Origin of the sequence: Streptomyces sp. NPDC049627 (assembly GCF_044465645.1) — a bacterium.
Lineage (GTDB): Bacteria > Actinomycetota > Actinomycetes > Streptomycetales > Streptomycetaceae > Streptomyces.
Genome location: NZ_JBITLW010000009.1, coordinates 431794 through 443492, shown reverse-complemented (window position 1 = coordinate 443492; position 11699 = coordinate 431794). Strand labels below are relative to the sequence as shown.

The 11699-nt window shown below is 69.6% G+C and carries 9 protein-coding genes; all 9 read right to left on the bottom strand.

All coding sequences use genetic code 11. The features are described 5' to 3' along the window. Positions 1 to 13: 13 nt before the first annotated feature. Positions 14 to 820: an ABC transporter permease gene (locus ACIBU0_RS26265; protein WP_398822639.1), complete on the bottom strand. Its 807-nt coding sequence runs from the start codon at positions 818 to 820 to the stop codon at positions 14 to 16. A gap of 1 nt (position 821) precedes the next feature. Beyond that, on the bottom strand, positions 822 to 1625 hold the full coding sequence (locus ACIBU0_RS26260; protein WP_398822637.1) for an ABC transporter permease: 804 nt from the start codon (positions 1623 to 1625) through the stop codon (positions 822 to 824). Position 1626: 1 nt separating this feature from the next. Then, positions 1627 to 2634: an ATP-binding cassette domain-containing protein gene (locus tag ACIBU0_RS26255; RefSeq protein ID WP_398822634.1), complete on the bottom strand. Its 1008-nt coding sequence runs from the start codon at positions 2632 to 2634 to the stop codon at positions 1627 to 1629. 125 nt (positions 2635 to 2759) lie between these two features. Continuing rightward, positions 2760 to 5636, bottom strand: coding sequence for a glycoside hydrolase family 2 TIM barrel-domain containing protein (locus ACIBU0_RS26250; RefSeq protein ID WP_398822631.1), 2877 nt, complete (start codon positions 5634 to 5636; stop codon positions 2760 to 2762). A gap of 27 nt (positions 5637 to 5663) precedes the next feature. Then, entirely contained in the window at positions 5664 to 6539 is an 876-nt protein-coding gene (locus tag ACIBU0_RS26245) for a carbohydrate ABC transporter permease (RefSeq protein WP_398822628.1), read from the bottom strand. After that, on the bottom strand, positions 6536 to 7504 hold the full coding sequence (locus ACIBU0_RS26240; protein ID WP_398822625.1) for a carbohydrate ABC transporter permease: 969 nt from the start codon (positions 7502 to 7504) through the stop codon (positions 6536 to 6538). Before ACIBU0_RS26240 ends, ACIBU0_RS26245 begins: the two co-directional genes overlap by 4 nt. Positions 7505 to 7524: 20 nt before the next feature. After that, positions 7525 to 8787, bottom strand: a complete 1263-nt coding sequence (locus tag ACIBU0_RS26235; protein ID WP_398822622.1) for an ABC transporter substrate-binding protein — start codon at positions 8785 to 8787, stop codon at positions 7525 to 7527. A gap of 233 nt (positions 8788 to 9020) precedes the next feature. Continuing rightward, entirely contained in the window at positions 9021 to 10256 is a 1236-nt protein-coding gene (locus ACIBU0_RS26230) for an ROK family transcriptional regulator (protein ID WP_398822619.1), read from the bottom strand. A 125-nt stretch (positions 10257 to 10381) separates the two neighbouring features. Continuing rightward, positions 10382 to 11635 (bottom strand): D-arabinono-1,4-lactone oxidase, encoded by a 1254-nt coding sequence (locus ACIBU0_RS26225; protein WP_398822616.1) that lies wholly within the window; start codon positions 11633 to 11635, stop codon positions 10382 to 10384. Between the last annotated feature and the right edge of the window lie 64 nt (positions 11636 to 11699).

Sequence of the window (11699 nt, the reverse complement as noted above, 5' to 3'; positions counted from 1 at the left end):
CGTGCCGTCCGCGTCAACCGTTGACGCCGGTGTAGTGCCGCAGGCTCCACCGCCACAGCAGCCGCGCCGCCAGATACGCCAGCACGCCCAGCAGCGGGGAGGCCGCCGCCAGCCAGTACGGGACGATGGTGTCGTGGCCGTGACCGGTCAGCACCGCCGCCGGGAAGTACGCGACGAACGCGAGCGGGAGACCGTACGTGAGGAAGCCGCCCACCGCCTTGGGCAGCACGTTCAGCGGGTAGCTGCCGAAGGTGCCGAGGAGTTCCTCCAGCCAGCGGCCCCAGTAGTCGGCGGCCGGGAACCGCAGCGCCGCCGACGCCACGACCGTGAACAGGGCCGCCTCCAGAAGCATCCCGCCGAGCACGGCCGCGACCAGGTACGAGATCCGGCCCGCCGTCCAGTCGAGGTGACTGCGCGACAGCGCGCCCACCATCAGACCGACCGCGACCGTCAGGTCACCGATGGCGTTGGTCGGGAAGAAGTGCAGCTGGACCTGGCGGTGGACCGGCATGGGGCGCAGCAGATAGGTGTCGATCCTGCCTTCCTGGATCTGCCGGCCCGCCCAGTGCATGCGCCCCAGGAACAGCACGAACAGCCCGTGGGCCAGCATCCGCATGGCCGGGATGAGCAGCACGTCCGTGCTGTCCCAGCCGCCCATCCCGGTGAACCGGGTCAGCAGCACCGTCGCGAACACGATCACCGACACCTGCCAGACCGCGCCGATCGCGACCATCATCAGGAACTCGGTGCGGTACTCCAGCTGGGCACGGAAGTTGAGGGCGGTGATGCGCCACACGATGCGCAGAGCCTTCAGCGACATCTCAGCCTCCCTGCGAGATCACGCGCCGCGCGGCCTGCCGCCACACCCACCGGGTGAACAGCGCCAGCGCCACCACCCAGCCGGCCTGTACGGCCAGTTGGAACGCCGCGTCCGACAAGGGAATCCGGCCCACGTACAGCGACAGCGGCACGCTCAGCGTCGCCTGGAAGGGCAGGAAGGCGCTCAGCGTGATGAACCAGTCCGGGAAGAACCACAGCGGCGCGTACACGCCCGCCAGCAGGTTCTGCGCGAAGAGCAGGATCAGCATCGCGGCGTTGTTGCGGAGCGTGAAGAAGCACAGCTGGTCCAGGACGAGCATGACGTAGTACAGAACCCACTGGCCGAGCAGCATGCTCAGCACGAACACCCCCGCCGCGGCGGCGGACGCGGGGGGCTCCACGAGTCCCACGGCCAGACAGACCGCGTAGCCGCCCAGCGCCCACGCCAGCCCGTAGAGCTGTTCGCCGAGGGCGCGCAGGGCGTAGTAGCGCTGCGGCGGCAGGGGGCGCAGGTACCAGTAGACGATGGTGCCGAAGTGCATGTGCTGCAGCACCATGTCCCGGCCCGTGTGCTGGTCCAGCTCCCGCAGCCGGGAGGCCAGTACGGCGAGCACGGCGTACGTCACCGCCTGGTCCCGGTCCAGTCCGGCGGTGGTGCCGCTCTGCGCGTACAGGCCGCGCCACAAGGACCACACCAGCACCACCTGTACGGTCAGCCGGAGCAGGACGGCGGTCATGCGGGGCGGGGCGTACAGCTCACCGAGCGGGGTGACGCGGGCCGCGCGCCAGGCGTGCAGGACCGCCATGTCAGGCCCCTTCCGCGGCGGTGCCCGCCTGGGCGTAGGCGGCCCTCATCACGTCTTCCAGGTCCGCCTCGTCGATGCCTATGTCGATGACCTCGAACCGCTCGATGACCGCCTTCAGCGCCTGGTGCACGGTCGGGGCGTCGGGCCCGTCGGGCCCGAAGACGACACGGGGGCCGTCGTGCCGCAGCACCGCGGTGCCCGGCGGCGGTACGACGTCGGTGTGCGGGTCGGCGAGCGTCGCCCGCACCTGCCAGGTCGAGCCGAACTTGCGGCGGATCTCGTCCAGGGTGCCGTCGAGCATCAGCCGCCCGTGGTTGATCAGCACGACGCGCTCGGCGAGCCGCTCGACCTCGGTCATGTCGTGCGTGGTCAGCAGGACCGTACGGCCGCGCTGCTCCACCTGGTTGCGCAGGAACTCCCGCACCTGTTCCTTGACGACCACGTCCATGCCGATGGTCGGCTCGTCGAGGAAGACGACCGGCGGGTCGTGCAGCAGGGCGGCGGCCAGGTCGGAGCGGACGCGCTGGCCGAGGGAGAGATGGCGGACGCGGGTGTCCCAGAAGGAGGAGAGGTCGAGGAGGTCGTCGAACTCCTTGAGGCGGGCCGCGTGTTCGGCCTTCGGCACCTCGTAGATGTCCCGCAGGATCGCGAACGACTCGCGCACGGGCAGGTCCCACCACAGCTGGGTGCGCTGCCCGAACACCGCGCCGATGTTGCGGGCGTTGCGCTCGCGCTCCTCGTACGGCACCACGCCCGCGACCCGGGCCTCGCCGGAGGTGGGCGTGAGGATGCCGGTGAGCATCTTGATGGTGGTGGACTTGCCGGCGCCGTTCGGACCGAGCAGGGCGAGGAGTTCCCCGGGGGCGACGGAGAAGGTCACGTCGGAGACGGCGTGTTTGGCGACCCGTTCCGGATTGACCAGAGAGCGCAGTGCGCCGGCGAGGCCGGGCCGGCGGACGGTGGTGTGGAAGGTCCGGGACAGGCCGCGAACCTCGATGCTGCCATCCAAGAGGCATCAACTCCTTTGCCTGGTCAGACAAGTCGCGGCCGGTCGGCGGGAGTGCCGACCGGCCGCAGGCGACGTCCCGACCCTGTCGGAATGTCGATCAATCGGTCAATCGATTAATGGTCTTCTTACCCGGCGGTCGAGAACACGAACGAGAACTCCGTGGGCTCGGCCCGCAGGTAGTACCGCGGCAGCGGCCCCGGACCGCAGGACTGCGAGCCGATGCCGTGCTGGCCGTGGTCGAGGTTGACCCAGACCGTGTCGCCCGGTGTGAGGTCGGTGAGGTGCGCGGCGGCGTCCAGCTGCTCGTTGGTCCAGCGCCGCGCGCTGAACCAGAACTCCGGGTCGCCCTCGATCCGCAGCCCGCCGAGCTCCACCCAGCGGACGTCGGCACGGGCGCCGTTCTCCTGCGGGCGGACGTACGGCGTCTGCAGCTCGTCCACGGTCGCCTGCCAGCGGCCGGTCATCGACGCCAGCCGGGTGTCCGGGTACGCCTCACCGGGACCGCCGCCGAACCACTTCACCCGGTCCGCCTGCGCAAGCCCGAACCGGATGCCGAGCCGGGGCAGCGGCACCGGCCAGTCGCCGTCCGGCGTCACGGACACGGTCAGCTTCAGCCGCTCGCCGTCGGAGGTCCAGCGGTACACGGTGGTGAGACCGAACTCCCAGGCGGCGGGCGCCACCCGGGCCCGTACCGTCAGGGCGTCGTCGCCCAGCTCGACGGCGTCGAGGCGGTGGCGCATGCGGTGCAGGCCGTACTTGCGCCAGAGCATCCCGTAGCGGGTGTCCGTCTGCCATTCCGCGCCCTCGTCGTTGTCCGTCAGCGCCCGCCACACGTCCAGGCGCGGCGCGGTCACCTCGACGCCTCCGATGGTCCTCAGGGCGCCGGTGCGGGCGTCGAAGGAGGCCGGGCCGAGGGTGATCAGGCGATCGCTCTCGGTGGGACGGTCCGTGGCGCTCACGGCCGGCAACTGCCGTGCGTGCACCGGGACCTGGCCCCAGGCGACGACGTGACCCTTCGGTGCCCACGCCGTGTCGGCCGCGAGCAGCGCCCGCACCGTCCACTGCGTCTCGCCGCTCGGCTCGTGCGCGGGCGGCTCGGGCAGCTTGACGTCCGTCGACTCGCCGGGCGCGAGGTCCGGCACCGGTAGGGCGCCCGCCTCGGCCGTCTCGCCGTCCACCTGGTACGCCCACTCGAAGGCGAGGCCCGAGAGATCGGCGAAGTCGTACTTGTTCGTCACCCGTACGGTGCCGTCGGCGCCGTCGCCCTCGATGCGGACCGGCTCGATGACCTTCTTGTACTCGACGAGCCCGGGGGAGGGCCGCCGGTCCGGGAAGATCAGCCCGTCGCAGACGAAGTTGCCGTCGTGCAGCTCCTCGCCGAAGTCACCGCCGTAGGCGTAGCCCAGCTCGGGGTGCTTGATGCCGTGGTCGATCCACTCCCAGATGAAGCCGCCCTGGAGCCGGCCGTACTTCTCGAACAGCTCCTGGTAGTCGGCGAGTCCGCCGGGGCCGTTGCCCATGGCGTGCCCGTACTCGCACTGGATGAAGGGGAGTTCGCGCCGCTTGTGGGTGCCGCCGTCGAGCTGCTGCCCGATCTTCTCCACCTCGTCGTGGAAGGCGTACATCCGCGAGTACACGTCCGTGTCGCGGCAGTTCCAGTCGCCTTCGTAGTGCACGAGCCGCTCGGGGTCCCGGCCGTGGATCCACTCGGCCATCGCGGTCAGGCCGCGGCCGGTGCCGGCCTCGTTGCCGAGGGACCAGAACACGATCGACGGGTGGTTCTTGTCGCGCTCGACCATGCGGGCCGCGCGGTCCAGCAGAGCCGGGGTCCAGCGGTCGTCGTCGACGGGGTTGCCGCGCCAGCCCTGCTCGGTGAAGCCGTGCGTCTCGAGGTCGCACTCGTCGATGACCCACAGGCCCAACTCGTCGCACAGGTCCAGGAAGGCCGGGTGCGGCGGGTAGTGCGAGGTGCGGACGGCGTTGAGGTTGTGCCGCTTCATCAGCAGCACGTCCTCGCGCATGGTCGCAAGGTCGAGGGCGCGGCCCTTCTCCGGGTGCCACTCGTGCCGGTTGACGCCCTTGAACAGGACTGCCTTGCCGTTGACCTTGATCAGGCCGTCCTCCAGGGCGACCGTACGGAAGCCGATGCGCAGCGGCACACGCTCACCCGCGGTGATCAGCTCGCCGTCGTACAGCTTCGGCGTCTCCGCCGACCAGGGCTCGACCGGGACGGTCACCGGCTCGCCGGTGGCGACATCGATGTCCAGGGCGGGCACGGACACCCGCCCGTCGACGTCGGAGTCGACGCGCAGGGTGCCCTCGCCCGTGGTGTGGTCGTAGGAGGCATGCACGAAGAAGTCGCCCGCACTGTCCGCCGGGCGGTGCAGCAGGGTGACGTCACGGAAGATGCCGGGCAGCCACCACTGGTCCTGGTCCTCCAGGTACGAACCCGCCGACCACTGGTGCACGCGGACGGCGAGCACGTTGCCGGCCGGCTTGAGCAGCTCCCCGACGGCGAACTCGTGCGGCAGCCGGGAGCCCTTGAACTCGCCGAGTTCCGTGCCGTTCAGCCAGACCCTGGCACAGGACTCCACGCCGTCGAAGCGCAGGACGGCGCCGCCCTCGTCCGGGGCGGGCCAGTCCTCGGGCAGGTCGAAGACCCGCAGGTGGTCGCCGGTCGGGTTCTCGGTCGGGACGCGCGGTGGATCGACCGGGAAGGGATAGAGGTGGTTGGTGTAGACGGGCGAACCGAACGCGCCGTCGCCCTGCAGGACCCAGTGGCCGGGGACCGTGACCTCGGCCCAGTCCCCGGTGTCGTACCCCTCCGCTGCGAACGAGTCGTCCTCGGCGTCGGCGGTCGCCGACAGACGGAAGCGCCAGCTGCCGTTCAGGGACAGGGACTTCGCGTCGGAGGACGCGTACCAGGCGCGGGGCGGGAGGGTCCCGCGGCCGGGGGAGACGTCCTCGACGTAGTCGACGGGTGGGGTGGTGCGGAAAGACATCGGTCTCCAGGTCTTGAGAAGAAGGCGTCAGCCCTTGATGCCGGTCTGTGCGATTCCCTGGACCAGCCAGCGCTGAAGGAACAGGAACACGAACAACAGGGGCAGGATGGAGATGGCCGTGGCCATGAAGATCAGGTGGTAGTTGACGGTCTGGTTCGTCGCGTACGACGAGAGGGCGACCTGCACCGTCCACGCGCTGGGGTCCTGGCCGATGACCAGGGGCCACAGGAAGGCGTTCCAGCCCGCGATGAAGGTGATCGTCGCGATCGCCGCGAAGAAGTTCAGCGAGTTGGGCACGACGACACGCCAGTACGCGCCCCAGTAGCTGAGTCCGTCCACGCGCGCCGCCTCCTCCAGCTCCTTGGGGAACCCCAGGAAGTACTGCCGGAACAGGAAGCAGGTGAAACCACTGAACAGGCCAGGAATGATGAGACCGCGGTAGGTGTCCACCCAGCCGAGCGACGAGACGAGCACGAAGCTCGGCACGAAGGTCACGGCCGTGGGCACCATCAGGGTGGCCAGTACGGCGTAGAAGATCTTGTTGGCGTGCCTGTACGGGATGCGGGCGAGGCCGTATCCGGCCAGCGAGCAGATCAGGAGAATGCCCGTGGTGTGCAGGATGGCGACGACCAGGGAGTTCCACAACGACCGGGCGAAGTCGACCGTGACGTCGTCGAACGGCTCGCTGATGTTGCCCCACTGGATGTCGGTGGGGAACCACTTCCATTCCTCGCCCGTGATCTCCGGGTCCGTCATGAAGGCGTTGCGGACGATCAGATAGAACGGGATGAGGAAGAGGACGGCGGCCACGCCGGTCGCGATGTACAGACCGGTGTTGCCCATGACGCCGCCGCGGCGCTTGGCCTTCACCGGCTTCCTGACGTCGGGTGCTGTGGTGGTCACTGGGACTCGTCACCCCTTCCGAAGCCCATGATCTTGCCCTGGAGCAGGGTCACGAGGCAGATGAGCGCGGTCAGGACCAGCGCACCCGCGCTGCCCGCGCCGTAGTTCTGGTTCTCGCCCAGGGCCATCTTGTACAGCTCGACCAGGGGTGGCTGGCCCCAGGTGGCCTTGTTGAGGAGGATGAAGAACTCGTCGAAGGCCTGGTAGGCGGCGACGAGAAGGAGCAGGATCACCGCGGTCGAGGTGGCGCGCAGCTGGGGCAGCGTGATGTGGCGGAAGGTCTGCCAGCCCGGCTTGGCACCGTCGATGGAGGCGGCCTCGTACAGCTCCTTCGGGATGTTCTGCAGCGCCGCCAGGAAGAGGATCATGTAGAAACCGGACTGCAGCCACAGCCGGACGGTCACGATCACCAGCCAGTACCACGGCGGGTCCGGGTTGCCCAGCCAGGCGATGTTGTCGACGCCGAACCAGCCGACGACCGTGTTGGCCATGCCGAAGCGGACGCCGTTGAAGATGGACATCTTCCAGATCAGCGCGGCGGCCGCGTAGCTGACCGCGGTCGGCAGGAAGAACACCGACCGGAAGAACGCCCGCATGAACCGCAGCCGGTTCACCAGGAGCGCCAGTCCGAGCGAGAACGCCCAGGTGGTCGGCACGATGAACGCGGCGAAGACGGTGAACGTGACCAGGGAGTTCCGGAAGTCCGTGTCCGTCAGGATCTGCTTGTAGTTGTCGAAGCCGACGAACTCGCTCGGCGTGACGGTGAAGCGTGCCTCGAAGAAGCTGAGATACAGGCTCCAGCCGATGGGCACGAAGACGAAGATCACCAGGCCGATGAGGAAGGGCCCGGTGAAGAGCCAGAAGTTGAAGGTGCTGCTCGCCCTGAGGCCCCGCCGCGGCCGGTCCTTGGAGACCTTGGCCGGGGCGGGGTTCTTGGCGACCCCGGGTGTGGTGGTGGTCGACATGTCGAGATCCGTCCGGCGGGCTATCCGAAGAGCTTCTTGAGCTCGGCGTCGACCTTCTTCTCAGCGGCGGCCAGCTGGCCCTTGGGGTCACCGTCCTTGCGGACGGAGTTCGCCATCACGTCGTTGACCGCGGCGATCATGGCCTGCGTCCAGCCGATGTTGTCGAAGTGGCCGAACTCGTTGAACAGCTTCACGCCCTCGGCCGGCAGGCCCGACTTCAGCTTGGTGGCGGACTCGGCGAGCGAGGTGCGCGGCGGGATGTGGAAGCCGTAGGAGGTGGCGAAGTCCTCCTGGTACTGCTTCTGGTCGATCCACAGCCACTTGACGTATTCCTTGGCCTTCTCGACGTTCTTGCCCTTGGCGTTGACGAACATCGACCAGCCGCCGTTGTAGACCGACTCCTTGCCGGCGGACCCGACCTTCGGGAAGGGGAAGACGCCGATGTCGTCGCCGAGCGCCTGCTGCATGGCCGGCATGGCCCACATGCCGCACCACTGGATCGCCGTCAGGCCCTGGGTGAAGGCCGACGGGTCCCACCAGTCGGCGGGGGCGTCGAGGAGCAGGTCGCCGCTGGTGAACAGGCCACGCAGCTGCTTCAGGCCTTCGGCGACGGCGTCGGTGTTGAAGGCGGGCTTGTTGTCCGCGGTGAGGGTGTCGGCGCCGGCCGACCAGATCAGGTTGTGCTGGACCGGGGTGAGGTCGTTGCCGAGGTAGGCGCCCTTGACCTTGCTGGTCTTGAGCTTGGCGGCGGCCTCGATCAGCTCCTCCAGCGTGGTCGGCACCTCGACCTTCGCCTTCTCGAACATCGAGGGCCGGTAGAAGAAGAACTGCGGGTCGTCGATCATCCGGACGCCGTATATCTTGCCGTCGACCGTGTGCGACTTGATGTCGGCCTGGTTGAAGTCGTCCTTGACCGGCTCGATGATGTCGGTCAGATCCGCCACCTGACCGCTCTTGATGAGCTGGATCTGCGGGTGGAACTCGAACACGTCCGGCGCGTTCTTGGTGAGCAGCGCGGCGAACAGCTTCTGCTCGAAGTTGTTGCCGGTGATCCACTGGGTGGTCACGTCGGCCTTGTCGTACGCCTTCGCGTACTTCTTGACGGCCTGCTCGACGCCCGCCTCGCCGTAGGCGTGGAAGTACTGGACGAGACCGTCGCCCGACCCTCCGCTGCCCCGGCCGGTGTTGCTGCCGCACGCGGCAAGCCCGCCCGCGGCGGCCAGACCCATCGCGGCCCGCAGAACGGTGCGGCGGTCCCAGTTGTTGTTGCTCATTGCCGACATGCTGACGTCCTTGTCTCGAGTGCGGCTTGCGGCCCTGTGCCTGTGGCTGAAGCGGCTCAGCGCCAGTTGGCTCAAAGAGGGGTGCGGTGCGGGACGTTAACCTTCGGCTAAGGCTTCGGCAAGGGGTTGGACGAAGTCTGCGCGAAGCGTTGTGCAACGTTCGGGATGCCGAACGTCACGGGTTCGCGGACCACCGCACCAGCGGGCCGCGAACCCGCTTCAGGCCAGGGGAATCACGTCCGGCTGCGCGCCGGTCCGGCCCGCTTCGCCCCCGCCCTCTGTCCCACGGACTGCAGCGCCCCTTCGAGCGCGAACGTCGCCGCGCCCAGGCACACCGGGTCGGTGGGGATGGGGGAGAGGACGATCCGGGTGGCCGCCAGCGGGCGCCTGAGCGCATGCCGGGCGACGGCCTCGCGCACCTCGTGCAGCAGGGGTTCGCCGAGGGTGGCGGCGACCCAGCTGCTCAGCACGACGACTTCGGGGTTGAACAGGTTCACCAGGTCGGCGATGCCCGCGCCCAGATAGCGGGCCGTGTCCCGGACCACCTTGACCGCCACCGGATCGTGCGCGGCCACACCCCGGGCCAGCGCGTCGATCGTGGCCGTCTGGTCCTCCGGGTGCAGCAACGTGCTGTCGGCGGCCAGCTCCCGCAGGTTCACCATGATTCCGGGGGCGCCGACGTACGTCTCCACGCAGCCGTGGTTGCCGCAGTGGCACAGCCGCCCGTCCAGCACGAGCGTCGTATGGCCCCACTCCCCGGCGCTGTTGCTCACCCCCCGGTGCAGCCCGCCGCCCAGGACGAGCCCGGCGCCCACGCCGGTCCCGAGGTTGACGACCACGGCGTCCCCGCTGCCGCGCGCGGCACCGAACCACAGCTCGGCCACCGCGCTGGCACGCAACGGGTTGTCCATGTACAGCGGGTAGGCGATGTGCTCGGAGAGCAGGTCGAGCAGCGGCACGTCGTGCCAGTCCCAGTTGGGCGCGTACTCGGAGACGCCCGTGTCCCGATCGACCTGCCCCGGCACACTCACCCCGACGCCGAGCACCCGCGCGCCCTCCAGCCCGGCCTGCGCCACCACCGAGCCGACGGCCGCGGCGACATGGCCGACGACCTGCTCGGGGCGGGACTCGCCGGGGCGCATGTCCTCGTCGGCGCGGGCCAGGACGTTCAGCCCGAGATCGAAGAGCTCGACCCGGACGTACGTCTCCGCGATGTCGACGCCGATCAGCGCGCCCCCGGACGCGTGGACGGCCACGAGTCCCCGGGGGCGGCCGCCGGCCGAGTCCTCGAACCCGACCTCCGTGATCATCCGCAGGTCGAGCAGCTCGCCCACGAGGGTGGCGACCGTGGCGAGGCTGAGGCCGGTGGCGGCCGCCAGCTCCTGCCGGGAGGTGGGTGACGTCGCGATGATCTGGCGCAGCACCTCGTAGCGGTTCGCGGTGCGGATGTCGCGGGATGTGCGCTTCACCGGTGTTGCCCCCGTCCCTTCGGTCCAGGCCGGGTCGTCGTCGGCACCGGCGCGGCGCAAGGCTATGGCGTGCGGGGACTTTCGACAAGGGGTTAGGAAAGGGGGTTTACAAAGTCCCTCCGCCGTCAGTCACCCAGTATCTCCCGTACGAAGCCGTTGGCGAATTTCCGACCCGGGTCCAGCTCCCGCGCCAGCGCCCGGAAGTCGGCCAGCCGCGGATACCGGCCGCGCAGCACCTGTGCCGGCACCGTGAACACCTTCCCCCAGTGCGGCCGCGCCTCGAAGGCGTCCAGCGCCTCCTCCAGCCGCCGCACCACCGGCAGGACGGCGGCCGTGTCCTCGATCCAGGTGAAGTGCAGCGCGACCGTGTCCCGTCCGTACGAAGGGCTCAGCCACTGCTCGTCGGCGGCGACGGTCCGCACCTCACAGGTCTGCAGGACGGGGGCGACCGTCTCCCGGATCCCGTCGAGCGCCCGCAGCGCGTCGACGGCGTACCGCCGCGGCAGCAGATACTCCGACTGCAGCTCCGCCCCGCTGCTCGGCGTGAACTCCGCCCGGAAGTGCGGCAGCCGCTCGTGCCACGGCCCCGGCACCCCGAACTGCTCGGTGCAGTTGACCGCGGGCATCCCCGGCACCGGGTGCAGCTTCTCGGTCGCGGGCGCCGCCCACGCGACGTCGGGCAGCAACTGGTCGGTGCGCCGCTTGAGCCACACCTGCCGGAATCCGGGCGCACGCCAGTCGGTGAACAGGCTCACGCTGTACGCCGACGACATCACGGCCTCGAACGCCGCCAGGTCCAGCCCCGCCAGCGGGAGTTCGGTGAAGACATGCTGCTCCACCTCGAAGGACGGCTCCAGATCGAGCGTCAGGGAGGTGACGACACCGAGGGCGCCCAGCGAGGTGACCGCACCGCCGAACCGCGGATCGCCCCGCCCGACGGTCACCACCGCCCCGTCCGCCGTGACCAGCTCCACCTCCCGCACGGGCGCGGCCAGGGAGCCGTTGCCGATCCCCGACCCGTGCGTGCCGGTGGCGACCGAACCGGCCACCGAGATGTGCGGCAGGGACGCCATGTTGGGCAGCGCGAACCCGTGCGCGTCCACCGCGCGGGCGAGCTCGGCGTACCGGACACCGCCCGAGACCCGGACCGTACGGGCCGTACGGGCCACGTCGATCACCGGCGGCAGACCGGCGATCGACAGCAGGACGCCCTCGGGGCCCGGCTCGGCGATCTCGTTGAAGGAGTGCCCGCTGCCCAGCACCCGCACCCGCTCGCTCGCGGCCACCAGGGCGCTGATCGCTTCGAGCGAGTACGGACGGTGCAACTCCTTGGCGGAGTAGGTGATGTTGCCCGCCCAGTTGGTGATCGTCTCGGTCATGCGGTCGTCCCTCCCAGGGAAAACGAGAACCAGGAAGTCACCGCTGGAACCTACCTCGCAGGGG